Consider the following 26479-nt stretch of genomic DNA (forward strand, 5'->3'; position numbering starts at 1 on the left):
TGCAAACGCAGTGCCTGCTCGCCGCCGCAGCCCAAAACATCAAGAAGATCGCAATGGCCCTCACAAAGCCCCCAAAACAAGCCCCAGCCTGAGGTGGCTGGACCAACCTAACCCTGAACCAAAACCGCTCAAAACCTCAGAACCAAAACTGCAAAAAAACAAACCCGCCGAAATCGACGGGTTTGTCAGCAGTCTGAGCCGCCCCGAGGGGCGGCTTTTCCGACTTTCGATGATGAAACCCGAGCGCGTCAGACGCGGCGTTCGACCATCATCTTCTTGATCTCGGCGATGGCCTTGGCCGGGTTCAGTCCCTTGGGGCAGGCCTGCGAGCAGTTCATGATCGTGTGGCAGCGGTAGAGGCGGAAGGGGTCTTCCAGATCGTCCAGACGCTCGCCGGTCGCCTCGTCGCGGCTGTCGATCAGCCAGCGGTAGGCCTGCAGCAGCACGGCCGGGCCGAGGTAGCGGTCGCCGTTCCACCAGTAGCTCGGGCAGGAGGTCGAGCAGCAGGCACAGAGAATGCACTCATAGAGCCCGTCGAGCTTGGCGCGGTCCTCGTGGGACTGGCGCCACTCCTTTTCCGGAGCCGGCGTCGTCGTCTTCAGCCAGGGCTCGATGGAGCGGTGCTGGGCGTAAAAGCGCGTCAGGTCCGGCACCAGGTCCTTGACCACCGGCATGTGCGGCAGCGGATAGATCTTCACCGGACCGGCGCCGATCTCTTCCATGCCCTTGGTGCAGGCCAGCGTGTTGGTGCCGTCGATGTTCATCGCGCAGGACCCGCAGATGCCCTCGCGGCAGGAGCGGCGGAAGGTCAGCGTCGGGTCGATCTTGTCCTTGATGTAGATCAGACCGTCGAGGACCATCGGGCCGCAGTCATCCTTGTCGATGAAATAGGTATCGACGCGCGGGTTGCGCCCGTCGTCCGGGTTCCAGCGGTAGATCCGGAACTCGTGCAGGTGGTTGGCGCCGGTCGGCTTGTCCCAGACCTTGCCCTCCGTCACCTGGGAGTTCTTGGGAAGCGTCAGCTGTACCATCTCGTTTCGCTCCGCGTTTGGCCCGCCGTCGTCGGCGGCCTCGTCATCTTGATCTTCAGGCGGACCGCCTGAAGATCGTGTTGTCCTTGGTCGCCCCGGCCGCGCGGTAGCCGCGCGCCTGAAGCCGTGAAATGCAATCGTCCTGCCAGTGCTCCCGGCAGTTCGTCTCCAGCAGGATGGCGCCCGGAAGGTCGCTGTCGTCGAGCCCCTGCAGATAGGGCAGCAAGGCCCGGTCCTCAAAGCCCTCCACGTCGATCTTCAACACGTCGACACGCTCGATGCGGTGGTCCGCCAGAATATCCGCAAGCGGGCGGACCTGCACGGGACGGGACCGCCAGTCGCCGGCCCATTCCCCGGTCGTCAGGTCGCTGACCAGCGTCGCGAAACCGCAGTTCGACGGTTCGCTCCACAACTCGAGCACCTCGTCGCGGGCGCCGACCGCGACATTTTCCACCTCGACATCGCCCAGCCGGTTGGCGGCCAGGTTGAAGGCGAGCTTGGCGGCCGTATCGCTGTCCGCCTCGATCGCCAGCACCCTGGCGCCGCGACGGGCGGCATCGAGGCTGTAGCTGCCGACATTGGCGCCGATATCCACGAAGACGACGCCCGGCCCCAGAACCTGCGACAACAGCCCGTGCTCGGCGCGTTCGGGAAGCCGGCCCCGGGCCATGATCTTGCGATCGTCGTAGTTGGCCTCTGGATAGAGACGAAAGCGCAGGCCATCGGCCTCCCGGTCGAACGGTCCGCGATAGTGACGGGCGACGAAGGCCCGCAGGCGCTTGCGCCAGCGCGGCGACAGTTCGTGCCGGTCGGCCAGCGCCCAGGCGAAGCGCGCCCGCCCCCCGGCACGATAGGTGCCGAAGGGAGAGTTCACATCCGTATACCTTGCCGCAATCGACATGGAGTTTCGCCTTTCGCTGCCCGGCGGGCGCGTGCTCAGTAGACGCGTGCCTTGGGCGCGATCTTCTTGGGATCGATGCCGCCCTCGGCCAGGGTCGTCAGCGGCTCGGTCACGACGGCGCGATAGTCGAGCCTGACCTTGCCGTCCTCGGCGACCCAGGCAAGCGTATGCTTGCGCCAGTCGTCGTCGTTGCGACCGCCGAGGGGACCGTCCTTGAAGTCCTCGCGGGCATGCGCGCCACGGCTTTCCTTGCGCGCCTCGGCGCCATAGACCGTGGTGATCGCATTGGCCATCAGGTTCTCCAGCTCCAGCGTTTCCACCAGATCGGAGTTCCAGATCATCGAGCGGTCGGTGACCTTGAGGTCGGACAATTCCCCCCAGATCGAGGAAATGCGCTGGCAGCCCTGCTCCAGGCTTTCCTGGGTGCGGAACACGGCGGCGTCTTCCTGCATGGCGCGCTGCATCTTCTCGCGCAGCTGAGCCGTCGGCGTCTTGCCGTCGGCATGGCGCAGCTTGTCGAAGCGGGCCATGATCTTGTCGCAGGAGGCCTCGTTCGGCGTCGGAACGGCGGTCTTCGGATCGACGATTTCCGCCGCGCGAATGGCCGCGGCCCGGCCGAAGACGACCAGATCGATCAGCGAGTTGGAGCCGAGACGATTGGCTCCATGGACCGAGGCGCAGCCCGCTTCGCCAACCGCCATCAGGCCCGGCTGGATCGCGTTCGGATCGTCCTTGGTCGGGTTGAGCACCTCGCCCCAATAGTTCGTCGGGATGCCGCCCATGTTGTAGTGGACGGTCGGAAGCACCGGGATCGGCTCCTTGGTCACATCGACGCCGGCGAAGATCTTCGCCGATTCCGAGATGCCCGGCAGGCGCTCGGCCAGGATGTCCGGGTCCAGATGGTCGAGATGCAGGAAGATGTGGTCCTTGTTCTTGCCCACGCCGCGACCTTCGCGGATTTCCATGGTCATGCAGCGCGACACGACATCGCGCGAGGCAAGATCCTTGGCCGACGGCGCATAGCGCTCCATGAAGCGCTCGCCCTCGGAGTTGACCAGATAGCCGCCCTCGCCGCGCGCGCCCTCGGTGATCAGGCAGCCGGCGCCATAGATGCCGGTCGGGTGGAACTGCACGAACTCCATGTCCTGGAGCGGCAGACCCGCACGGGCCACCATGCCGCCGCCGTCGCCCGTGCAGGTATGCGCGGAAGTGGCGGAGAAATAGGCGCGGCCGTAACCGCCGGTCGCCAGAACCACCATCTTGGCGGAGAAGCGATGAATGGTACCGTCATCAAGATTCCAGGCGATCACGCCCTGACACACGCCGTCTTCCGACATGATCAGGTCGAGCGCGAAATACTCGATGTAGAATTCGGCGTTGTTCTTCAGCGACTGGCCGTAGAGCGTGTGCAGGATGGCGTGGCCGGTGCGGTCGGCGGCCGCGCAGGTGCGCTGCACGGGAGGGCCTTCGCCGAAGTTCTGCATGTGACCGCCGAAGGGGCGCTGGTAGATGCGCCCGTCCTCGGTGCGCGAGAAGGGCACGCCGTAGTGCTCCAGCTCGTAGACCGCCTTGGGCGCCTCGCGGGCCAGATACTCCATCGCATCCGTGTCGCCGAGCCAGTCGGAGCCCTTCACGGTGTCGTACATGTGCCACTGCCAGCTGTCGGGCGTCATGTTCTGCAGGCTGGCGGCAATGCCGCCCTGCGCCGCGACCGTATGCGAGCGGGTGGGGAACACCTTGGAAATGCAGGCCGTCCGCAGACCCCGTTCGGCCATGCCGAGCGTTGCCCTGAGGCCCGCGCCACCGGCCCCGACCACCACAACGTCATAGCTGTGATCGACGAAGGTATAGGCTTGTCCTGCCATGTATTCAGCCTCCGAAGCTGATCTTGAGAACGGCGAACACCGACGCGAGGCCGATGAACGTCGAGAAGAAGATGTTGCCCATCAGGGCGAGGAATTTCAGGCCTTCGCCGTGGATGTAGTCCTCGATGATCACCTGCATGCCGAGCTTCATGTGATAGACGGCGGACAGGATCACGAGGAGCAGGACGATCGCGACGAGCGGATTGGCCAAAGCCGCGGAAACGCTCGCGTAATCGCCGCCCTGAAGGGCCACGACCAGAACCACGAAAAAGGAAATCAGCACCACATTGGCCACGGCGGTGACCCGCTGGCGCCAGAAATGCGAGGTCCCGTCCTTGGCCGAGCCAAGCCCGCGGACCCTGCCGAGAGGCGTGCGCATGTCATTCATCGTCTCATCTCCCTCAGCGAACCGCGTAGCCGATGACCCACAGCAGGATCGTGACCGCGACGGAGCCGATGATCGTGGCGCGGGCGAGCCATTCGCGCGCCTCCGTGCCGAAGCCGTAGCCCATGTCCCAGATGAAATGGCGCAGGCCGCCGAGCATGTGGTGGATCAGCGCCCAGGTGAAGCCGAACAGCACCAGCCGTCCGAGGAAGGATCCGAAAATCCCGTTCACGAATTCGAAATAGGCCGGCCCCGCTGCCGCGGACACCAGCCACCAGGCGACCAGGATCGTGCCGAAATACAATGCAGCGCCCGTGATGCGGTGCAGGATCGACATGACCATGGTCATGATGGGCTTGTAGATCTGGATATGCGGCGACAGTGGCCTGCTGTTTTTCATCCCGACATCCGGCATGGGTTGTTCTCCCGTCTCCCCTCAGCATCTACCGCTTACGTAAACGTTAGCTATAACAGGGGCTTGTATTGCAGCCTTCTACCCCCATCGCGGCGGCACGTCAAAATATCCTATCGGCCAAGGCGGATCGGGATTGGCAACAGCACAGCGAGGGACGTCCGCGGCGTCGCGGGAAAGCCGTCAATCGGGACGCAATTGCGATGACGTATAGGTAAGGCGCTTGTTCAGATGCACCATCATCACGGTCGCGAAAATCGGCGTCAGCAGGTTGAGGAAGGGAACCGCCAGAAAACCCGCGATCGCCAGCCCGGACAGAAAAACCGTTCCGGAGTGGGCCTGGCGAAAGGCGCGCGCCTCCGCCGGCGGCCTGTGCCGCATCGCGGCAAACTCGAAGAACTCACGGCCGAGCAGATAGCCGTTGACGACAAAGAAGGCGATCAGGTTGACGCCGGGCACCAACAGCAGGAACAGCGCAAAGATATTGCCGAGGATCACCACGCCGGTGAACTTGATCGCCTGGGGGATAGCCTCTGCAAGCGGCATCGGCCGTCCCGGCGGGTCCTGCGGATAGCTTCCCCGTTCGACGACCTCGGCGATATCATCCTGCAGGATGCCGGCGATCACCGCCGTCACGGGTGCGACAAGATAGCCGAGCACGAAGATCGCGCCGATCCCCGTGAGCAGCGAGAGCACCGTTTCCAGCCAGGGATAGGGAAGGGTCACCAGCGTCGCGACGGCCGCGTTCAATGCCACCCAGACCAGCAGGAGCAACAGCAGCGTATAGCCAAGCGTCTTCCAGAAGATCGCGCGCAGCGGCTGTTCGAAAATCTGGGTGAGTGCGCGCAGCGCGGAGGAAATCATTTTCGTCGGACGTCCTGATTCGGGGGCATGTCGGTCCGCTTCAGGTAGGTAACGGGACCGCTCGGCACAAGCCGCGCCGGTCAGTCCGCCTCCACCCAGGAGCGAATCAGCCAATGGGCGATGGACAGCGGCGGCGGGATCTTCAGCCCCTCGGGGTGACGCTCCTCCAGCATGGCAAGCGTCTCGTCGCGGCTGAACCAGCGGCAGGCCTCAAGCTCGGTCTCGTCCATGCGGATCTCGGTGCTCTCGGCGCGGCCCTCGCAGCCGATCATCAGCGAGGCGGGGAACGGCCAGGGCTGGCTCGCACGGTAACTGACGGCGCCGACATGAACGCCCGCTTCCTCCATCACCTCGCGCCGCACGGCTTCCTCGATGGTCTCGCCCGGCTCGATGAAACCGGCGAGCGTCGAGAACACCCCTTCCGGCAGGCGCGGCGGGCGCCCCATCAGGCAGCGGTCGCCATCGGTGACGAGCATGATTGCCACCGGATCGGTGCGCGGGAAATGCAGGCCGCCGCAGGACGGGCAGTCGCGGCGATAGCCGCCCTGGGTCATGGTGCTGGGCGCGCCGCAACGCGAACAGAAGCGATGGGTCGCGTGCCAGTGCAAAAGCGCGCTGGCCTGCGCCAGAAGTCCGAGGTAGCCGGGCGGCAAAACGCCCTGCACGGCGAGCGAGCGCGTGTCGATACATTTCAGATTGGCATATGCGGCCTCGATGTCCTCCACCGAGCGCGCCAGCGGAACGGCGAAGACGGGAGACGCATCCGGCTCGCGGAAGCCGAGCAGAACGCTGTCGTCGACGATCATGGCAAGGTCATCGCCAAGCGGGCGGGCGTGCAGGATGTCGAGCCGCCCGTCCGCGACGTCGATCACCGGGCGTCCTTCGCACATGAGCAAAAAGCGGGCGACGTCGGAGCCGCGGTGCGCCTCGAACCAGGCGGCGTCGCCGCGATGCTCGGACTGGCGCTCGAGCGGATTGCCCTTGAAGGCGAAATCGAAACCGATCTGCGGCAGGTCGTTCATGCGGTCATCGTCCTCGTGTCACGCCATGCGGTGCTGCGGGCTCACTGGAGTTCCCGCGCCACCGCCTGGGAAAGCCGCTCTGACAGTTCACGCCCGGCTCCGTCCGGATAAGGCTCGGCCGCGCCCACGCCCCACACCGGCCCCGGCCAGGCGGCGTCGCCGACGAACCTGGCAACGATATGCACATGCAGCTGCGGCACCATGTTGCCCAGCGCCCCGACGTTCAGCTTGTCGCAGCCGCTGACCGCTTTCAGGGCCTTGCTCGCGCCGGCGATTTCCTCGATCAGACGCAGCCGGTCGTCGGCACCGAGATCGACAAGCTCGGTGACATCGGCGCGCATGGGAACGAGCAGCAGCCAGGGGTAGCGCGCGTCGTTCATCAGCCGGACGGTGCACAGGTCGAGATCGAGGACAGCCAGGCTGTCGCCGGCAAGGCGGTCGTCGAGGGTGAAGTCGGACATGTGTGGTTCCCCGGCCGGACGGCGTTTGATGATGGCGGCACTATACAAGCGCGGCGCAGGGGCACCAGCCCCGCGTCATCCGGCCACGCTGCCGGAGAGCGCGACGCGGCCCGAACGACGATAGCCGTTGACGCCTCCGTGCTGCCGTTGCATCCAAATTCCCAAGGGGCATCACAGCCACCGGGGAGGGACCGCGCCAATGCTGACCGCAGCACGAACCTATGAAGATCTCGTCGCCACCTTCCGCTGGCAGGTGCCGGAGCATTACAACATCGGCGTCGACATTTGCGACAAGTGGGCGACGCGCGAGCCCGACCGCCCGGCGCTGGTCTGCATTTCGGAGGACGGCGGACGCGAGGAGGTCAGCTACGGCGCGCTGATGCGCCTGTCGAACCGGATCGCGAACCGTCTCGCCGCCGACGGCGTGACGCGCGGCGACCGGGTCGCCATTTTGCTGCCGCAGGCCAAGGAGACGGCCGCTGCCCATATTGCCGCCCACAAGCTGGGCGCGATCTCCATCCCGCTGTTCATGCTCTTCGGCGACGAAGCGCTCGCCTTCCGCCTTGGCGATTCCGGCGCGAAAGCCGTCGTCACCAACAAGACGGGCGCGAGAAAACTCGCCGCGATCCGCGACCATCTGCCGGCCCTTGAGCAGGTCTACACGATCGATGGCGCGCACTCCGGCACGACCGACCTTCACGCAGCGCTGGAAGGCCAGCTTGAGACGTTCACGCCCGTCGACACGCATGCCGACGACCCCGCGATCCTGATCTACACCTCCGGCACCACCGGCCAGCCGAAAGGCGCGCTGCATGGCCACCGCGTGCTTCTGGGGCATCTTCCGGGCGTCGAGATGAGCCACGACCTGTTCCCGCAGGTGGGCGACCGGATCTGGACGCCGGCCGACTGGGCCTGGATCGGCGGGTTGCTCGACGTGCTGATGCCCGCCCTGCATCACGGCGTCTGCGTCGTCGCCTGCCGCTTCGCGAAATTCACCGCCGAGGCCGCCTTCGAGCTGATGGCGCAAGAGAAGGTGCGCAACGCCTTCCTGCCGCCGACGGCGCTGAAGATGATGCGCGCGCACGGCGATCCGGACCCTGCCCTTCCCCTAGAGATGCGCACCATCGCCAGCGGCGGCGAAACGCTGGGCGCGGAACTGCTCGACTGGGGACGGCGGGTGTTCGGCGTGACGATCAACGAGTTCTACGGCCAGACCGAGTGCAACATGATCGTCTCGTCCTGCGCCGCGATCATGCCGCCGCGTCCCGGCATCATGGGTCGCGCGGTGCCGGGTCATGAGGTGCGCGTGGTCGACGGGTCTGGCGCGCCCGTCGCCGACGGCCAGGAGGGCAACATCGGCGTCAGACGCGGCGATCCGGTGATGTTCCTGCACTACTGGAACAACCGCCAAGCAACGGCAGCGAAATTCGCCGGCGACTTCCTGCTGACCGGCGACAGGGGCGTGCGCGACGCCGACGGCTGGATCCGCTTCGTCGGACGCGACGACGACGTCATCACCTCGTCCGGCTACCGGATCGGCCCCGGAGAGATCGAGGACTGTCTGATCGGCCATCCGGCGGTGAGCATGGCCGGCGTCGTCGGCAAGCCCGACCCGCAGAGAACGGAGATCGTCAAGGCCTATGTGGTGCTCGCCGAGGGCTTTGCGCCCGGTGCGGAGCTGGCGCGCGAGCTGCAGGAGTTCGTCAAACACCGCCTTGCCGCCCATGAATACCCGCGCGAGATCGCCTTCGTCGACACGCTGCCGATGACGACGACGGGCAAGATCATCCGCAAGGACCTGAGGCAGCGTGCGGCGGAAGAGACGGACGCGGGCTGATCGCTTGCCGGATTTTCCCTTGCAACGGGGGCGTGGAATCGACATATAGGGCGCGGGAGGTTGGTGGTGGACGAGCCACTCGCCAACCGGGTCAGGTCCGGAAGGAAGCAGCCCCAACGAGTCGGGCACGGGTCACCGTGCCAGCCTCCCACCCTTCCTCTTCAGCTTCCGAAACGTTCGTCCGTGCCGCGCTTTCGCGCCGGCAGGCGGGCGTATGCCGTTCCCCCTTCGCACACGCACAAGAAAACGCGCAAAGCGACGGAATAGCCCTCAACACGCGGCCCCCGCAGGTTTAAGCTGCCCGCCATGGATGACCTCGCACCGACACCCAGCAGCGACGCCCCGGACGCCGGATACCGCGTGCTTGCGCGCAAGTACCGGCCCGCGACCTTCGAGGATCTCGTCGGCCAGGAGCCGATGGTCCAGACCCTGCGCAACGCCTTCGAGACCGGGCGCATCGCCCAGGCCTGGATGCTGACCGGCGTGCGCGGCGTGGGCAAGACCACGACGGCGCGCATTCTCGCCCGCGGCCTCAACTATGAGATCCCCGGCGAGGTCGACCGGCCGACCGTCAATCTCGACAAGCCCGGCGTGCATTGCGAAGCGATCATGAACGGTCGCCATGTCGATGTGATCGAGATGGACGCCGCCTCGCACACCGGCATCGACGACATTCGCGAGATCACCGAAGCCGCGCGCTACCGGCCCGCGTCGGCGCGCTACAAGGTCTACATCATCGACGAAGTGCACATGCTGTCGAAGTCGGCCTTCAACGGCCTGCTGAAGACGCTGGAAGAGCCGCCAGAGCATGTGAAATTCATCTTCGCCACCACCGAGATCCGCAAGGTTCCCGTCACGGTGCTGTCGCGCTGCCAGCGCTTCGACCTGCGCCGGATCGACGCCGACGACATCGTCGGGCTGCTCAGACGGATCGCGCAGTCGGAGGCCATGGCCGTTTCCGACGAGGCGCTGGCGCTGATCGCACGCGCCGGCGAGGGATCGGCGCGCGATTCGCTCTCGCTGCTCGACCAGGCCATGGCCCATGGCGCCGGCACCCACGGCGAGACGGAGATCGGCGCCGAGACGGTCCGCGCCATGCTGGGCCTCGCCGACCGCGCCCGCGTCATCGACCTCTTCACCCATTTGATGAAGGGCGACGCGGCGGCCGCGATGGCCGAGTTCAAGGCGCAATATGCCGTCGGCGCGGATCCGGTCGTCGTGCTCTCCGACCTCGCCGAATTCACCCATCTCGTCACCCGGCTCAAGATCGTTCCGGAAGCCGGCGAGGAAGCCTCCGTCACCGAGACGGAACGCCTGCGCGGCCGGGAGCTTGCCGACAAGCTGTCGCTCCGGCTTCTGTCGCGCAGCTGGCAGATCCTGTTGAAGGGCATCGCCGAGGTGCAGGCAGCACCGAAGCCCAACCTCGCCGCCGACATGGTACTGGTACGCCTTGCCTATGCCGCCGATCTTCCCGACCCGGAAGAGGCGCTCAAGCTTCTGCGCGACGGCAAGGCCTCGGTTCTTGCCGCCTCGCTGCCCGCCACCCAGAACGCGCCTCCTGGACGCTCCTCGCCTCAGGCGCACGCACAGGCTCCGACCCCGGCGCCGGGCGCACCGGCCTCCGTCGAGGCCGCCTCACCGCAGCCGACGGCTCCGGCGCCCGCCATCGCGGCGGATCCCAACCCGCGCCGGTTTCAGGCGCTGGCCGGCGGCGGCGCCGGAAGCGGCAGCGCCTCCGCGACGGCCCCCTATCCGGCCCCGCGCCTGCTCCCTCAGCCGGAACCGACCGTGGCGCTTCGCTCGCTCGCCGATTGCGCCGAGCTTGCCCGGAAGAAAAGCGATCTCCATCTTCTGTTCATGATCGAGCACCAGATGCGGCTCGTGAACTTCGAGCCGGGCCGGATCGAGTTTCAGCCGACCGAGAAGGCCGATCCCGACCTTGCCGGAAAGCTCGGCCGCATGCTGAGCGAATGGACCGGCATGCGCTGGATCGTCAGCGTGTCGCGCACGCAGGGACGCCCGACGCTGCATGAGGAGCGCACGGCGAACCGGCATCAGCTCCTGTCCGATGCCAGGTCCGAGCCGACGGTCGCAGCCCTCCTCTCCGTCTTTCCCGGCGCCAAGGTGGTGGATGTGCGCATCCAGGAGACGGAGGACATGACCCCGCCTCTTGACATGGCGCCAGACGACGACGAAACCGAACCCGATATCTGAGACCCGGGGCCAGGCCCCGCCGGCCGCAGGGACTGCGCGCGAGGAGATCCGTCATGGACTTTTTGAAGATGATGAAGCAGGCGAAGCAGATGCAGGAGCAGATGGGCTCCCTGCAGGAGGAAATCGCCTCTGTGAGCGTCGAGGGCACCGCCGGCGGCGGCATGGTCAGAGTCACCATGACCGGCAAGGGCGAACTGACCGCGCTGAAGATCGACCCGTCGCTCGTCAAGGAAGAGGACGTCGAGATCCTCGAGGACCTGATCCTCGCCGCCCATCAGGACGCCAAGGCCAAGTCGGAAGCCCTGCTCCAGGAAAAGACCCAGGAACTGATGGGCGGCCTCGGCCTGCCCCCCGGGTTCAAGCTGCCGTTCTGATCCGAACATGAGCAACAAGGCGGTCGCGGGACCGGAAGTGGAGAAGCTGATCCAGCTCCTGGCCAAACTGCCGGGGCTGGGGCCGCGCTCGGCGCGGCGTGCAGCACTCCACCTGATCAAGAAGAAGGACCAGCTCCTGGTGCCGCTCGCCCAGGCAATGGGCGTGGCCGTGGACCGCGTCACCGTGTGTTCCACCTGCGGCACCGTCGACACCCGCGACCCCTGCACCATCTGCTCCGACCCGCGCCGCGACTCCTCGACCATCATCGTGGTGGAAGATGTCGCCGACCTGTGGGCGCTGGAGCGCGCGGCAGCGCTCAACTGCGGCTATCACGTGCTCGGCGGAACGCTGTCGCCGCTCGACGGCATCGGCCCCGACGACCTCACCATCGCCCGGCTGATCGAGCGGGTCGCCGGCGGCGAGGTCTCCGAAATCGTGCTTGCGGTCAACGCCACGGTCGAGGGGCAGACCACCGCCCATTACATCACCGACCGTCTGCGCGGCATGGACGTGCGCGTCACACGCCTCGCCCATGGCGTTCCGGTCGGCGGCGAGCTCGACTATCTCGACGAGGGCACGCTGACCCAGGCGCTCAAGGCACGGACCTCCTTCTGAGATCCCCGCGCCACGCCTTTCGCAGCAACGCCATTCATTGCTAGGATCGCCGGGCGCCCCACCCGCCGGAGATCCCGATGCCGCGCCTCGCCCTGCCCTGTCTGCTCGCTTTCCTCGTCCTGTCGATTGCGCCCGCGCTCTCGATCGCCGGCCCCTATGACACGCAGTTCCGCCAGTTCCTCGACCGCGAGATCGCCCCGGCCGCGATCTCCGCCGGCGTTCCGCAATCCGTCGTCACCCGCGAACTGTCCGGCCTGACGCCGGATACCTCGCTTCCCGGTCTCGGACGCCCCGATGCACCGGAGGCGCCGCCAAGCGTCAACTATCAGTCTGAGTTCCGCGCACCGGCCGGCTATTTCCGCGACAGCCAGTTCAACGCGCTCGTTGCGCAAGGCCGTCGCCTCGCGAAACAGCACGCGACGACGCTTGCCCGGATCGAGCGCGAGACCGGCGTCCCGGGCCGCATCGTGCTGGCGATCTGGGCGCGGGAATCGGGATACGGGGCGGCAAAAATCCCCAAGGACGCGCTGCGCACGCTCGCGACCCGCGCCTTCATGGGCCAGCGGCGCGATCTCTTCCGCCAAGAAACCATCGCGGCGCTTCAGATTCTCGCCGAAGGGCATATCTCCCGCGCGCGGATGAAAAGCTCCTGGGGCGGGGCCATGGGCCAGCCGCAGTTCCTGCCCTCAAGCTTCCTGCGCCATGCGGTCGACTACGACGGCGACGGGCGGCGCGACATCTGGACCTCGGTTCCCGACACGCTCGCCTCCATCGCGCGCTATCTCCAGTGGCACGGCTGGGTCGCCAATCGCGACTGGGGCTATGAGGCGGTGATCCCGCGATCCGTCTCCTGCACCAACGAGGGGCCGGATCGCGGGCGTCCGATCTCCGAGTGGGTCGCCGCCGGGGTGAAACGGGTGAAGGACCGCCCCTTCCCCGCGCATGAGGTGCCGCAACCGGGCTTCCTGCTGATGCCGGCCGGACGATACGGCCCGGCCTTCATCGCCACCGACAATTTCTACGTGCTGAAGTCCTACAATGAGTCCGACGTCTACGCGCTCTTCGTCGGCCATCTCGCCGACCGCTACGGCAACAACACAGGCTTCGTGCAGGACTGGACGCCGATCAAAACGCGCTCGCGCGGCGCGGTGCGCAAGATCCAGCTCGAATTGGAAGCAAAGGGCCACGACGTCGGCGGCGCCGACGGCCTGATCGGCTTCAAGACCCGCCGCTCACTGGGTGCTGCTCAGGAAAAGGCGGGGCGAAAGGCGACGTGTTGGCTGGAGTGAGGGACTGTCAGTCTTTCCCGGTGTCGTCGCGTTTCGGGAGCTTGCGGACCAGCAACCATCCGGCAAAGCCGATAAACGCAAAGGTGCCGATATTGAGGAGGGTATCGATCAGGTCGCCCGTGATCATTCAGACGTCTCCTCTCCAAGCGCGCGGACGAAACACACCATCAGCAAAACGGTGATGAAGACGAAGGGCAAGGCTCCGAGCGCGATCAGCTTCTTGATCGCATCCATCGATCCAGACAGGATCATCGCATAGCCCAAGACACCCAGGAGCACGCCCCAGACAAGCCGGATCCGCGGCTTGGGGTCGGGATCGCCGCCAGTCGAAAACGTGCCGAGCACAAAGGCCGCACTCACCACGCTGGTGACGATAAAGAGGAAGGCGGCAACAATCGTGGCAAGCGTCGTCACGGTCGAGAACGGCATGCGCTCCAAGAGCGCGAAGGTGGCACGTTCCGCGTTTGTCGCTGCCATTGCTGCCAGCTCTCCTGCGCCTTGGATCGTTTCATACAGGCCAATGCCGCCAAACACGCCGAACCAGATCACCGAAAACAGTGTCGGACCGATCAGCACACCGAACACGAACTCGCGGATCGTGCGCCCCCTGGAGATACGCGCGACAAACACCCCGACAAACGGCCCCCAGGCGATCCACCAGACCATATAGGTCAGTGTCCAGTCGGCGAAGGATTGCGCAACCTCGTCGCCGAAGAAGGTGAAGGTTTGCAACCCGCGGGGAACCACATCTGTCAGATACTGACCGAAACTGCCGAGAACCGAATTCAGGAGAAATTGCGTCGGCCCGAAAATCACCACGAAGACAACCAGCGCGATGGCGATCAGCATCGCCAGGTTGGACAGTTTCGACATGCCGCTGCCCAGATCGATCATCAGCGCCGGAAGATAAAACGCCACCATGGCAACGAATACGGCACCGACGAGCATTGCGCCCGGCCCGGTGCCGCCGACCAGGACATCGATGCCGTCGGCCACCTGGAACACGCCCATGGCGATCGATCCACCGACACCGATGGCAATGGCCACAATCGCCATGAAGTCCGACATCCACCCAAGCCCGCGTGCCCAGCGTTCCCGGGGAAACAGATAGGTTATCGGTGCACTGACCAGCATGGGCGTACCGCGCCGGAACGCGAAATAGGCGATCACCAGCGCCGTCGTTCCGTAAATCGCCCAGGCGTGGATCCCCCAATGAAAGATCGTGGTGACCAGCGCCCTTTCGGCAGCGGCAGGCTCTATGACAAAGTTTCGCGCGAATTCGAAGTGAATGAGCGGTTCGGCAACTGCCCAAAACAGCAGACCGACACCCATACCGGCGGCAAACAGCATCGCGATCCACGACGGGGTCGAGAACTCGGGACGGTCGTCATCCGTGCCCAGCCGGATTTCGCCGTAGCGGGAAAAGGCCAGGGCGAAACAGAAGAGCAGCATTCCCGAAACGGTCAGCATCAGGAACCATCCGCGGCTGCGGAAATACTGATCGACGATAGACGAGGCGATAGAGACCAGGCTTTCGGCATCGACCACCCCCCAAATACCGATAACCGATATCGATGAAAGGGAGCAGAAAAGCAGGGCTTGCTTGGCGGTCATATCGTGTCTCCCGGACCGTCCGCGTGCGAACCCGCACAAGAAAGAACTGTCTCATAGGTACCGGGTCGATCGCCCACCGACAATCGGCTTATTCGCTCACAATCCCCGCTCCGGCCGTTTCCAGGCGGAAGGCGGCGGCCATCAGCGCCTTGGTGTAGTCCGTTTCCGGGGCGTCGAAGACGCTGGCTGCGGGGCCGGCCTCCACCACCTTGCCGGCGCGCATGACGACCACCTCGTTGGCGAGCGCGCGAACGACTTTCAGATCATGTGATATGAAAAGATAGGCCAGATTGTGCCGCTTCTGCAGGTCGCGCAACAGGTCGACGACCTGCGCCTGCACGCTCATGTCGAGCGCCGAAGTCGGCTCGTCGAGCATGACGAATTTCGGTTCCAGCACCATGGCGCGGGCGATCGAAATGCGCTGGCGCTGGCCGCCGGAAAATTCGTGCGGATAGCGGAAACGCGTGTTGGCGTCGAGACCGACCTCGACAAGCGCGGCGGAGACCTTGGCGTCGCGCTCATCCGCCGAGATCGACGGGAAATGCACCTCCAGCCCCTCGCCGACGATATCGGCGACCGACATGCGCGGGCTGAGCGAGCCGAAGGGGTCCTGGAAGACCACCTGCATGTCGCGCCTCAAGGGGCGCATTTCCTTGGAGTTCAGCCCGTCGATCTCGCGCGACCCGAAGCGGATCTTGCCGGTGGAGGAGATCATCCGCATCAGGGCGAGGCCGAGCGTGGTCTTGCCCGAACCGCTCTCGCCGACGATGCCGAGCGTCTGGCCCTCGCGCACGGTCACATCGATCCCGTCCACTGCCTTGATGTGGTCGACCGTGCGGCGCAACAACCCGCGCCGGACCGGGAACCAGACCTTGAGATCTTCCGCCTCCACCACGATGGGTTTGCGGTCGTCGGTGACCGGCGGATCGCCCTTGGGTTCGGCGGCGAGCAGATGCTGGGTGTAGGTGTGTTCGGGCGCGGTGAAGATCCGCTCCACCGGGCCGCTTTCCACGATCTTGCCCTTGGTCATCACGCAGACCCGGTCGGCCACTTTTCGCACGATGCCGAGATCATGGGTGATGAACAGCATCGCCATGCCGGTGTCGCGCTGGATATCCTTCAGGAGCTGGAGGATCTGTGCCTGCACGGTGACATCAAGCGCGGTCGTCGGTTCGTCGGCGATCAGCAGGTCCGGTTCGTTGGCAAGCGCCATGGCGATCATCACGCGCTGGCGCTGGCCGCCGGAAAGCTGGTGCGGATAGCTGGTCAGCCGGGATTCCGGGTCGCGGATACCGACCTGGTTCAAAAGCTCCAGCACGCGGGCGCGGGCCGCCTGATCGCTCATGCCCCGGTGGATCTTGAGAACTTCCGCGATCTGCTTTTCCACCGGATGCAGCGGATTGAGCGAGGTCATCGGCTCCTGGAAGATCATCGAGATCTCGTTGCCGCGAATGCGCCTGAGCGCGGCGTCATCGGCCTTGAGCACGTCCTCGCCGTTGAAGAGCACCTCGCCGGTCGGATGCGAGGCCGCCGGATAGGGCAGGAGCCGCACGGTGGAGAGCGCGGAGACGGACTTGCCCGAGCCGCTTTCGCCGACAAGCGCGACCGTCTCCCCCTTGTCGATGTCGAAGGAGATCCGGTCGACGGCGAGGTTCGTCGCGCCGTTCTGGGTAAAGGCGACTGAGAGGTCGCGCACGGAGAGGAGCGGGGTGCCGGTCATTGCGGGGTATCCAAAAGAAAATCGACCACGGATTGGGTTGGGGCTTCGACCCTGAGTTCAACCGGTTTGCCGCCGCGCCTGTGACGGGACGCGGTCAGGGAGACGTTCGACGGCAGGCGACTGTCGAATGTAAGAAAATACCGGCACTCCAATCCGAGTGCCGCGGACAGGTGGATTGCATCCGGGAGCTTCAAGGAGGGGTGGAGTTGCCGAAGCACGGCCGCATCGTAAAGCGCCTCGCGCGACACCGGACCGACATCGAGCCAACTGCTTTGCGCGGAAATCCAGTCTGAATACATATCGACCAATCTGTCGTTGCCATCCCGAAACGGCCGGACCAAGAGCTCGGCGAGGGTGATTTCGCAGGTACAGGGGCGGAGGTGATCGGCAGCGGCGCAGCCAGCCACGAAATGCGTTAGCGGCGCGCGGCGCGCATCCATTTGTCCCTCGGCCAGCACAATGAAGATATTGGCATCAAGATAGACTCTGCCGGGGACCAATTCTCAATCGTCCCATTCGCTTCGAAGACCGCGAATCCTGTCGACCGCGTCTTCTACCGTCACGAATTTAGGCAGGGTCTTGCGGACCCGCTCCAGTTCCAGAAGAAGCTCCGATTTCGGCTCGCGCTTCGGCGCTTCCGTCTCCACGGTGACGGAAACGAGTGCCTCGTCCGGCAAGCCCTTGCGAAGCTCCTCGGGTAGGTTGGCAACCGGATAATGCCGCTTGACGATCTTGTTCATCCCCAGATCCTTTGAACCGGAAGCGTGGCAGTCTATCACGAAAAGTCCCCCCCTCACGCAAAGCTCTTGCGGGGGTCGAAGGCGTCGCGAACCGCCTCGCCGATGAAGATCAACAGGCTCAGCATCAGCGAGATCACGATAAAGCCGGTGATCCCGAGCCAGGGCGCCTGAAGGTTGTTCTTGCCCTGGGCCAGCAGTTCGCCCAGCGACGCCGAGCCGGGCGGCAGGCCGAAGCCGAGGAAGTCGAGTGCCGTCAGCGTCGAGATCGAGCCGTTCAGGATGAAGGGCATGAAGGTCAGCGTCGCCACCATGGCGTTCGGCAGGAGGTGCCGCCACATGATCTTGGCGTTGCCGACGCCGAGCGCGCGCGCCGCCGTCACATATTCGAAATTGCGCGCGCGCAGGAATTCCGCCCTGACCACGCCGACGAGCGCCACCCAGGAAAAGGCGAGCAGGATGGTGAAAAGGGTCCAGAAGCCCGGGATCAGCACCGACGAGACGATGAGGATCAGATAGAGCGTCGGGATCGCGGTCCACACCTCGATGAAGCGCTGGAACAGCAGGTCCAGCCAGCCGCCGTAGTAGCCCTGAACGGCGCCGGCCGCGACGCCGATCACCGAGGAGGCCAGCGTCAGCGCCAGACCGAAGAGCACGGAAATGCGGAAGCCGTAGACGAGGCGCGCCACCACGTCGCGGCCCTGGTCGTCGGTGCCGAGCCAGTTCCAGTTGCCGACCACGCAATTGGGATCCTCCGCGCCCAGCGGATAGCGACTGCAGCGCTCCTCCTTCTCCAGCATCCAGGAGGGCGGTGCCGGCGCCGGCACGGGAATTTCATTGTTGACCGTGCGGTAGGAGTAGCGGATCAGCGGCCACAGCATCCAGCCGTTGGCGTTGATCTCCTCCTGGATGAAGGGATCGCGGTAGTCGGTCACGGCGAGGAAGCCGCCGAATTTCTCCTCCGGATAATCCACGAAGATCGGCGCCAGCAGCTCGTCCTTGTAGACCACGACGATCGGGCGGTCGTTGACGAGGAATTCCGCGATCAGCGACAGGCCGAAGAGCAGGAGAAAGATCCACAGCGACCAGTAGCCCCGGCGGTTCGCCTTGAAGTTGGTCAGCCGGCGCTTGTTGATCGGCGAGAGAAAGCCGCGCGGACGGTCGATGTGGCCGGCGTTCGCGGCCGCCGGCTGCTGCAAGGAAGCGTGGTCCATCGCCTCAGACCTCCCGGCTCTCGAAGTCGATCCGCGGATCGATCCAGGTGTAGGTCAGGTCGGAAATCAGGTTCACCAGCAGACCCATCAGCGAGAAAATGAAGAGCGTCGCGAAGACCACCGCATAATCGCGGTTGATCACCGCCTCGAAGCCGAGCAGCCCCAGCCCGTCGAGCGAGAAGATCGTCTCGATCAGCAGCGATCCGGCAAAGAAGGACGAGATGAAGGCGCCCGGAAAGCCGGCGATGACGATCAGCATGGCATTGCGGAACACATGGCCGTAGAGCACCTCGCGCTCCGACAGGCCCTTGGCGCGCGCGGTCTGGACGTATTGCTTGCGGATTTCGTCGAGGAAGGAATTCTTGGTCAGGAGCGTCACCGTGGCAAAGGCGGAGAGCACCATAGCGGTCAGCGGCAGCGCGAGATGCCAGAAATAGTCGACGATCCGCGCCGGCCAGGAGAGCTGATCCCAGTTCTCCGAGGTCAGTCCGCGCAGCGGGAACCAGTCGAGGAACGATCCGCCGGCAAAGAGCACGATCAGCAGCACGGCAAAGAGAAACCCCGGGATCGCATAGCCGACGACGATGACCGCCGAGGTCCACACGTCGAACCGCGACCCGTCCTGCACCGCCTTGCGGATGCCGAGCGGAATGGAGATCGAGTAGGAGATCAGCGTCATCCACAGGCCGAGCGAGATCGACACCGGCATTTTTTCAAGGATCAGGTCGATGACCGCGATGTCGCGGAAGTAGCTTTCGCCGAAATCGAAGCGGGCATAGTCCCACAACATGGTGGCGAATCGCTCGAGCGGCGGCTTGTCGAAGCCGAACTGGCGCTCCAGGTCCTTGATGAACTCCGGATCGAGCCCCTGCGCGCCGCGATATTTGGAGCCGACCGCCGCATCGCCGCCGGAGCTTTCCGCGCCGCTGCCGGCGAAATCGCTGCCGCCGCCGGAAATCCGCGCGGTCGCGGACACATCCGTGCCCTGCAATTGCGCGATCACCCGCTCCACCGGCCCGCCCGGCGCGAACTGGATGATGACGAAATTGATCGCCATGATGCCGACGATCGTCGGCACGATCAGCAAAAGCCGCCGCAGGATATAGGCGCCCATCGTTTCAGCTGTCCTTGTTGTTCGTAACGATGTGTCTCGTGACGATGCGCTCAGCCGCGCCAGCGTGACATCTCATGCGCTGCGGTCAACCGCCCATGCCCAGCCGCTCGGCCTTCTGCGGATCCACCCACCAGTGCAGTTCCGGTCGAAAGTCGTAGGCGGGCGGATCGCCGGGACTGCCGAAGAGATCCCACATGGCCACGGTGTGCACCGGCTTGTACCAATGCGGCACCCAGTAGTAGCCAGCGCGCAGAACCCGGTCGAGCGCGCGCGCGGCGACCACCATGCGCTCGCGCGTCGGCGCCGACAGCGCGCTGTCGATCAGCGCATCGACCGCCGGGCTGCGGATGCCCGAGAGATTGGTGCTGCCCGGGGTTTCCGCCGACCGCGATCCCCAGAGCTGACGGATTTCCTCGCCAAGGGTCGCCGAAAGCGGAAAACGACGCGACACCACGTCAAAGTCGTATGTGTTGACCCGCGACTGATACTGCGCCGGATCCACGACACGAAAGCTCGCCTCAATGCCGAGTCGCGCAAGCCCCTTGGCATAGGGAAGAACCACGCGCTCGAATGTCGGCGAGTTCGACAGGATCTCGAACCGGAAGGGCGACCCGTCCGGCGCGAGCAGCGTTGTGCCATCCCGGCGGCAGCCGGCTGCGCGCAACAGCTGGTCGGCCTCGCGCAGCATGCTGCGGTCGTTGCCGGACCCGTCGGAGACCGGCGCCATCACCGCCGGCCCGAAGACCGCCTCCGGCAGTTCGTCGCGAAACGGCTCCAGCAAAGCCAGTTCCTCCGCCGACGGCTCGCCCTCGGCAAACATCGGCGAATTCTGGAAAAAGGACTGCGTGCGCTGATAGGCGCCGAAGAACAGCGACTTGTTGGTCCATTCGAAATCGAACACCAGGCCCAGCGCCTGGCGCACCCGCGCGTCGGCGAAGACCGGCCGCCGGGTGTTGAGGAACCAGCCCTGGCCGCCGGAGGGACGCCCGTCGGGAATGTCCTTGCGGATCACCCGGCCGTCGTCGACCGCCGGGAAATTGTATTCCGTCGCCCAGGTCTTGGCGGTAAACTCCTCGCGAAAGGTGGTGGCCCCCTTCTTGAAGGCCTCGAAGCCGGCGGTGCGGTTGCGGTAGAACTCGATCCGCAGGGTCTTGAAGTTGAAATGCCCGCGCGAGACGGGAAGGTCCTTCGCCCACCAGTCGGCCACCTGCTGGTATTCGATAAAGCGACCGATCTCGTAGCGCCCCACCTTGTAGGGCCCCGACGACAGCGGCGGGGTCAGCGTCGTTCCTTCAAAATCGTAGCGCGCGTAATAGGCCTTCGACAGGATCGGCATGCCGGTCACTGCAAGCGGCGTCTTGCGCGACTGGCGCCCGGTGAAGCGGATGCCCACGCGATGCGGCGACAGCACCTGCACTTCCGCCATTTCCGTCAGGACCTGGCGGATCGCCGGATGTCCCTTGTCCTTCAGCGTGGTCAGCGAGAAGGCCACATCCTCCGCGCTCAGCGGCGACCCGTCGTGAAACCGCGCCTCCGCGCGCAGGTTGAAGATATAGGCGTTGCCGTCGCCCGACACCTCCACCGTCTCGGCAACGAGCCCGTAGACCGCGTCCGGTTCGTCGAGCGCGCGCACCATCAGCGTGTCGAAACACATTTCCATCCTGGGCGGAGCGTCGCCGGTGAGGATGAAGGTGTTGAACGTGTTGAAGGTCTGCGGGTTCTGGTTGAAGGCCCAGGAGGGCGCGGTGAAGGCCATCCGCCCGCCCGCCGGAGCGGCTGGGTCGACATAGTCGAAGTGCTGGAACGACGGGCCGTATTTCAGGTCGCCGAACACGGACAGTCCGTGGCGCGGTCCGCCGGGCGCCTGGGCACGCGCGGTCGCGAAGGGAAAGGTCGATGCCGCGGCGAGCGCGGCCGCCCCGACGAGCACCCCGCGCCGCGTCGGCGTTGCGAAACCGGCGCTCATCCCTGCCTCCCGGCCTTGGCGGCCTTTTCCTCATCCCACCACCAGATTGACGGGAACCCGTGGCTGTACTCCGGCAGGTTCTCGGGATGCGAGAACCGGTTCCAGCGCGCGGTGCGGTCGACGTCGATATACCACTGCGGCACCACGTAGGAATGGGCCATCAGCACCCGGTCGAGCGCGCGCGTGGCCGCGACCAGTTCCGCGCGGTCGGCGGCGAAGATGACCTTCTCGATCAGGGCATCGACGCCGGGGTCCTTGATGCCGGCATAATTGCGCGACTGCGGCCGGTCGGCGGCCTCGCTGCCCCAGAAGTCGCGCTGCTCGTTGCCGGGCGACAGCGACTGGGCCCAGCCAAGCGTCGTCACGTCGAAGTCGCGCTCACGAATGCGGTTGACATATTGGGGCGTGTCGACGACCCGCAGGGTCATCTTGATGCCGATCCGCTCGAGATTGCGCGCGAAGGGCAACACGTACCGCTCCGAATTCGGATCATTGTCGACAAATTCGATCTCGAGCGGCTCCCCCGTCGCCACGTTGATCATCTGCCGACCGCGCAATTCGTAGCCGGCTTCCTTCAGGAGGGCGACGGCCTGGCGCATGTTGTCGCGCAAGCGGGCCGGATCGCCGTTGACCGGATTCTCATAGGGCTCGGTGAAGACGCGCTCGGGCACCAGGTCGCGCACGCTTTCCAGGATCTCCAGTTCCCGTCCTTGCGGCAATCCGCTGGAGGCGAGCTCCGTGCCGGCGAAGAAGGAGGGGATGCGCTTGTACTGGCCGAAGAAGACCGTCTTGTTGGCCGTTTCGAAATCGAACACGAGATTGAGCGCCTCCCGGACCCGCCGGTCGGCAAATGGCTCGCGCCTCAGGTTCATGACGAAGGCCTGCATGATGCCGCGGGCCTTGTCCGGGAAGGTCTCGAGCACGACCCGCCCCTGCTTCACCGCCGGGAAATCATATCCGGTCGCCCAGTTCTTGGCGCTGTTTTCCGCGCGGAAATCATACTGGTCCGCCTTGAACGCCTGCAGCAGCACCGTCTGGTCGCGGTAGCTGTCGTAGCGCACCTCGTCGAAATTGTTGGTGCCGACCCGCGTCGGGTGATCCTTGGCCCAATAGTCCTTCACCCGCTCGTAGACGACGAAACGGCCGGGTTCGATCGCCTTGAGGCGATAGGGGCCGGAGCCGAGCGGAAGCTCCAGCGTGCTCGACGCAATGTCGCGCGGCTCGCCGTTCGCCCCCGTGCCCGTCCACCAGTGCTTGGGCAGAATGATCATCTGGCCGACGATCTTCGGCAGTTCGCGGTTGCCGGGCGCATCGAAGGTGAAGCGCACCGTCCGCTCGCCCACGGCCTCTGCCTTGACCACATGGCGGTAGTAGAACGCCTGGCTGGGATTGACCTCGATCAGCTTCTCGAAGGTCCACACCAAGTCCTCCACGGAAATCGGGGTGCCGTCGTGCCAGCGGGCCTCCGGGTTGAGCCGGTATTCCACCCAGGCATAGTCGGCGGGATAGCGAAAGGCCTCGGCGATCAGGCCGTATTCGGCATTGATGTTAATCTCGTCGAGCGCGGGCTCCAGCAGCGAATCATACATCAGCCCGAGACCGGGCGCCGGATTGCCGCGCGACAGCACCGGATTGAGCGTGTCGAACCCGGACGGGTCCGACAACCGCACGGTTCCGCCTTTCGGCGCATCCGGATTGACGTAGTCGAAATGGGTGAAGCCTTCCGGGTAGCCCGGCTCGCCCGTCAGCGCTCCGGCATGGCGCCAGGCGGGTTCGGCCTGCGCCCGTGCGGCGCTCCCGCCGGTGTCCACAAGCACAAGGGCGAGAATGCCCAAAACCAGAGGAAGGATCTTCGCGGGCAGGATCGGTCGCACGAAAGGATTCTGCATGATGATCGCTTGGGTCCCTTGCTGGCGCGCCTGTTCCTTTAAAAGGACCGCCCGGCGCGCAACGGTCTTTTGTCCATGATGACTATATTAGGGAACCGAATGCCATCCCGACAGCGGCGAAACGCTTCATGACCAAAGTTTAATCGGATCGCACGCTTGCAGGCTTCCGATACGCGTCGGGCCGTTTCCGGCCGACTCAGGAACCCACAGCCTGGGCGACAGCCGCCTTGTCGCGATACATGCGTTGATCTGCAAGGGCCAGAATTTCGGAAATATTTGTCGCATCGTCGGGATAGGTGGCCCAGCCGACGCTGACCTGGATGGCAATCACGTGTTCGCCCACCCGGAGCGGCTCCTGAAAGGTCTGCCGGAGCCTGTCGGCGATGTTGGCGCTGCTGCGCTGCTGGATCAGCCCGGGCACCAGGACCACGAACTCGTCACCGCCAATGCGCGCGATCGTGTCGGATTCACGCGTTTCCTCGCGCAGCCGATCGCCGATCACCCGCAACACCATGTCGCCCACCGCATGACCGAAGGTGTCGTTGATCGGCTTGAAGCCGTTCAGGTCGATGAAGAACACCTGAAAGCCGATCCCGGTGCGCTCGCTCAGCGAGGCGAGTTGCTCCAGCCGATCGACCAGCAGCCGGCGATTGGGCAGTCCGGTCAGGTCGTCATGCAGTGCCATGGCGCGCGCGCGTTGCTGCGCATAGACCAGGAGGGCGGACAGGATCGCCAGCAGCGCCGTGGTTCCGGCGCCCGCCAGTCCGGCGAACCGGCTTTCCGACGACGTGTGCACCCATCCATCGACTGGTCGTCCGGAGATCTGCCACTCGCCGCTCGGCAGGTTGACGGGAAGCGTGACCGCCTCGCCCTCGAAGAGTTCCGGGTCGCCCATGATGATATCGCCCGCGGCACCGAGACCGTCGACGCCGCGCAAGGCGAACCTGTAGCCGCCAACCTCGGGCCGGATGCCCGCCCGGTCGAACAGCATGTCGGTGTCGACCACGACCGAGGCAACGCCCCAGTAGCGCCGGTTGTCGCTGGTCTGGTTGTCTTCCCCGGGCAATAGGATCGGCGAGCGCGCGATCAATCCGCGACCGCCCTGAACGAGGTTCACCGGACCCGCAACGATCGTGCGACGTTCTTCCATGACCCGTTTGACGGCGGGCCACTGGGCCTCGTTCTTGGCGTAATCCAGACCGATCGCGCGTTCGTTGCCGGCAAGGGGGTAGATGTAGCGCACCACATTTCCGGGTGCGAGCGCCAGAATGCCGATCGCCGGATTGGAGGCCGCGACCTCGCGGGCGAAGCGATCGAATTCCGATTGCGTTACCGCCTGATTGATCGCCGCATAGCTAACCAGCCCCTGGGTGATGTAGATTGTGGCGCTGACCTCGCCCTCCAGCCGGGCACGGACTTCAGAGAGGCGAGCCAGGGTCTCGGACCTTTGCTGCTCTTCCGCGCGCTGCTGCAGCAGATCGGAAACATATCGGGTAAGACCCAGGCCCAACAGGCAGACGATCAGGATCACGCCGACCACGATCAGCCGGTCGCGGGCCCGATTGTGGGGGATATCGATCTCCCGGGTCACAGGCATGCTCCAACCGTCCATCCGATGAGCCTGGCCGCAGGGTCCGACGAAAAACACGCAAGCGACCGGCCGCGCGCAACCGCCCGTGGCGCGCGCACGCGCGCATGGGTCGCGTGCCGACGCGATCCTCGCGACCGCGGTGCATGATGCCCCCATGCCATCCGCGTCAAAGGGAAGTCCGATACACCAGCCGGAATAGTTCCCGCTCCCCTAAATTCGACCCTGCCACAGCAAGCTTTATAGACGAACGCTCTCAAGAAACACAGTCTGCTCTCGCGGCGACTGCCAAGACCCCATGTAAACAAAAGAGGAAACATCGCACGACTCGAACATAGTCACCTGAAATTTCTCAAGATAACCCTACGACATACCGCCTCATACGGCGTTACCCTCACAGCAAGATCGAATCTGGTGACGGCCCCGCCAATAGGAAAAGGCCGGGAAAGACCCGGCCTCAAACTGCTGACGAAAGGTGCGAGTGCTCTCCCGCGCCCTACCAGCCAAGCAGAAGCGTGGCCCGGTATCGGAGAGCCAAAAACCTATCTCTTTTAATGAGTTGCCAGCAGCCGCATCGCGCCTCGCCGATCCCGGATCGCAGCTCGCGCTGCGTCCGGGATGCCGGGTTTTCAAAGGCTCTGCCATCAACCTCGAGCCGGAAGGGATCCGGCCTTATAGACTCACGTTCCGGCGCTCTCCCGCCTGTGCTACTGGGCAGCGTCCGGCAGCGGAACCGGATCGTCCGACAGGGTCCGGAGATAGGCGATCAGGTTGGCGCGGTCCTCGGGCTTGCGCATGCCGGCGTAGCCCATCGAGGTGCCCGAAACGACCTGCTTGGGCGCCGCGAGGAAAGCATCGAGGTTCTCGTAGGCCCAGGCTTCCGTGCTTTCGCCGTATTCCTGCATGGCACCGGAATAGCGGAAGCCTTCGACCGAACCGGGATGACGCCCGACGATGTCCCAGAGCACCGGGCCGACCTTGTTGGGGCCGCCCTGCTCGAAGGCATGACAGGAGGCGCAGGCGCGCAGCAGCTTCTCGCCGTCCTCGGCAGAGGCGCTGGCGAGGCGAACGCCGATCGGCTCGACCTGCGGTTCTTCGGCTGCCGCCTCGGCTTCGCCCTCGCCGCCGGCTTCGGCGACGACAATCTCGTAACCGGGCTTCTCCGGCTCGGACGGTGCGAAAATGATATCGGACAGCATGCCGAGACCCATCGTCACGAGAAGGACGAACAGGACGGCGCCGGCAATCGTGTTTAGCTTGGCAGAATTCATTCCCGCTGGCTCCAACTCCATCGGTTGCCAGGGGGCGCGCATGCGCCTCCCCCCGCGCAACCCCGCGCGTGGTGAAAAAGTCGCCGGAAACTACA

At 65.1% G+C, this 26479-nt stretch carries 23 protein-coding genes and 1 other RNA gene; 6 read left to right on the top strand and 18 right to left on the bottom strand.

Annotated features, from left to right (window positions below):
• Positions 1-248: 248 nt before the first annotated feature.
• The 8 genes from LC092_RS12080 to LC092_RS12115 form a co-directional block, all read right to left on the bottom strand.
• The gene (locus LC092_RS12080) at positions 249-1031 is read right to left on the bottom strand and encodes a succinate dehydrogenase iron-sulfur subunit (RefSeq protein WP_224806791.1); all 783 of its coding nucleotides are present in this window, start codon (positions 1029-1031) and stop codon (positions 249-251) included.
• Positions 1032-1086: 55 nt separating this feature from the next.
• Positions 1087-1932 carry an FkbM family methyltransferase gene (locus LC092_RS12085; RefSeq protein ID WP_224806792.1) on the bottom strand — a complete coding sequence of 282 codons (846 nt, stop codon included), beginning with the start codon at positions 1930-1932 and terminating at the stop codon, positions 1087-1089.
• Positions 1933-1967: 35 nt separating this feature from the next.
• Positions 1968-3797, bottom strand: coding sequence for a succinate dehydrogenase flavoprotein subunit (gene sdhA, locus LC092_RS12090; protein ID WP_224806793.1), 1830 nt, complete (start codon positions 3795-3797; stop codon positions 1968-1970).
• 4 nt (positions 3798-3801) lie between these two features.
• Positions 3802-4185, bottom strand: a complete 384-nt coding sequence (gene sdhD / locus LC092_RS12095) for a succinate dehydrogenase, hydrophobic membrane anchor protein (RefSeq protein WP_224806794.1) — start codon at positions 4183-4185, stop codon at positions 3802-3804.
• 13 nt (positions 4186-4198) lie between these two features.
• A complete protein-coding gene (gene sdhC, locus LC092_RS12100) occupies positions 4199-4582 on the bottom strand; it encodes a succinate dehydrogenase, cytochrome b556 subunit (RefSeq protein WP_224806795.1) in 384 nt (127 codons plus the stop codon).
• A 195-nt stretch (positions 4583-4777) separates the two neighbouring features.
• Positions 4778-5458 (bottom strand): sulfate transporter family protein, encoded by a 681-nt coding sequence (locus LC092_RS12105; RefSeq protein ID WP_224806796.1) that lies wholly within the window; start codon positions 5456-5458, stop codon positions 4778-4780.
• Positions 5459-5538: 80 nt separating this feature from the next.
• Entirely contained in the window at positions 5539-6480 is a 942-nt protein-coding gene (nudC, locus tag LC092_RS12110; RefSeq protein WP_224806797.1) for an NAD(+) diphosphatase, read from the bottom strand.
• Between the two features lie 41 nt (positions 6481-6521).
• The gene (locus tag LC092_RS12115) at positions 6522-6941 is read right to left on the bottom strand and encodes an HIT domain-containing protein (protein WP_224806798.1); all 420 of its coding nucleotides are present in this window, start codon (positions 6939-6941) and stop codon (positions 6522-6524) included.
• Positions 6942-7140: 199 nt separating this feature from the next.
• Here LC092_RS12115 and LC092_RS12120 point away from each other — a divergent pair, with 199 nt between their 5' ends.
• The 6 genes from LC092_RS12120 (at position 7141) to LC092_RS12145 (ending at position 13271) form a co-directional block, all read left to right on the top strand.
• On the top strand, positions 7141-8778 hold the full coding sequence (locus LC092_RS12120; protein WP_224806799.1) for an acyl-CoA synthetase: 1638 nt from the start codon (positions 7141-7143) through the stop codon (positions 8776-8778).
• A gap of 55 nt (positions 8779-8833) precedes the next feature.
• Positions 8834-8930: signal recognition particle sRNA small type (gene ffs, locus LC092_RS12125), an RNA gene on the top strand.
• Between the two features lie 154 nt (positions 8931-9084).
• Positions 9085-10992, top strand: a complete 1908-nt coding sequence (locus LC092_RS12130) for a DNA polymerase III subunit gamma/tau (protein ID WP_224806800.1) — start codon at positions 9085-9087, stop codon at positions 10990-10992.
• A 53-nt stretch (positions 10993-11045) separates the two neighbouring features.
• A complete protein-coding gene (locus tag LC092_RS12135) occupies positions 11046-11366 on the top strand; it encodes a YbaB/EbfC family nucleoid-associated protein (RefSeq protein ID WP_224806801.1) in 321 nt (106 codons plus the stop codon).
• Between the two features lie 7 nt (positions 11367-11373).
• Positions 11374-11982 carry a recombination mediator RecR gene (gene recR, locus LC092_RS12140; protein WP_224806802.1) on the top strand — a complete coding sequence of 203 codons (609 nt, stop codon included), beginning with the start codon at positions 11374-11376 and terminating at the stop codon, positions 11980-11982.
• A 77-nt stretch (positions 11983-12059) separates the two neighbouring features.
• A complete protein-coding gene (locus LC092_RS12145) occupies positions 12060-13271 on the top strand; it encodes a lytic transglycosylase domain-containing protein (protein ID WP_224806803.1) in 1212 nt (403 codons plus the stop codon).
• Positions 13272-13394: 123 nt separating this feature from the next.
• On the opposite strand, the gene LC092_RS12150 is transcribed toward LC092_RS12145, so the two are convergent.
• The 10 genes from LC092_RS12150 to LC092_RS12195 form a co-directional block, all read right to left on the bottom strand.
• The gene (locus LC092_RS12150) at positions 13395-14885 is read right to left on the bottom strand and encodes a BCCT family transporter (protein WP_224806804.1); all 1491 of its coding nucleotides are present in this window, start codon (positions 14883-14885) and stop codon (positions 13395-13397) included.
• A gap of 88 nt (positions 14886-14973) precedes the next feature.
• A complete protein-coding gene (locus LC092_RS12155) occupies positions 14974-16605 on the bottom strand; it encodes an ABC transporter ATP-binding protein (RefSeq protein WP_224806805.1) in 1632 nt (543 codons plus the stop codon).
• Positions 16602-17105, bottom strand: coding sequence for a type II toxin-antitoxin system VapC family toxin (locus tag LC092_RS12160; protein ID WP_224806806.1), 504 nt, complete (start codon positions 17103-17105; stop codon positions 16602-16604). The genes LC092_RS12155 and LC092_RS12160 overlap by 4 nt, the downstream gene beginning before the upstream one ends.
• Positions 17106-17108: 3 nt before the next feature.
• Complete coding sequence (locus tag LC092_RS12165; protein ID WP_224806807.1) at positions 17109-17345, bottom strand: hypothetical protein; 237 nt, start codon at positions 17343-17345, stop codon at positions 17109-17111.
• 53 nt (positions 17346-17398) lie between these two features.
• Entirely contained in the window at positions 17399-18556 is a 1158-nt protein-coding gene (locus tag LC092_RS12170) for an ABC transporter permease (RefSeq protein WP_224806808.1), read from the bottom strand.
• Between the two features lie 4 nt (positions 18557-18560).
• On the bottom strand, positions 18561-19670 hold the full coding sequence (locus LC092_RS12175; protein WP_224806809.1) for a microcin C ABC transporter permease YejB: 1110 nt from the start codon (positions 19668-19670) through the stop codon (positions 18561-18563).
• An 85-nt stretch (positions 19671-19755) separates the two neighbouring features.
• Positions 19756-21636, bottom strand: a complete 1881-nt coding sequence (locus tag LC092_RS12180) for an extracellular solute-binding protein (protein WP_224806810.1) — start codon at positions 21634-21636, stop codon at positions 19756-19758.
• The gene (locus LC092_RS12185) at positions 21633-23525 is read right to left on the bottom strand and encodes an extracellular solute-binding protein (protein WP_224806811.1); all 1893 of its coding nucleotides are present in this window, start codon (positions 23523-23525) and stop codon (positions 21633-21635) included. Before LC092_RS12185 ends, LC092_RS12180 begins: the two co-directional genes overlap by 4 nt.
• 196 nt (positions 23526-23721) lie before the next feature.
• Positions 23722-25122, bottom strand: coding sequence for a diguanylate cyclase domain-containing protein (locus LC092_RS12190; protein WP_224806812.1), 1401 nt, complete (start codon positions 25120-25122; stop codon positions 23722-23724).
• Positions 25123-25820: 698 nt separating this feature from the next.
• A complete protein-coding gene (locus LC092_RS12195; RefSeq protein ID WP_224806813.1) occupies positions 25821-26384 on the bottom strand; it encodes a c-type cytochrome in 564 nt (187 codons plus the stop codon).
• Between the last annotated feature and the right edge of the window lie 95 nt (positions 26385-26479).

It is taken from the genome of Stappia stellulata (assembly GCF_020176715.1).
GTDB lineage: Bacteria > Pseudomonadota > Alphaproteobacteria > Rhizobiales > Stappiaceae > Stappia.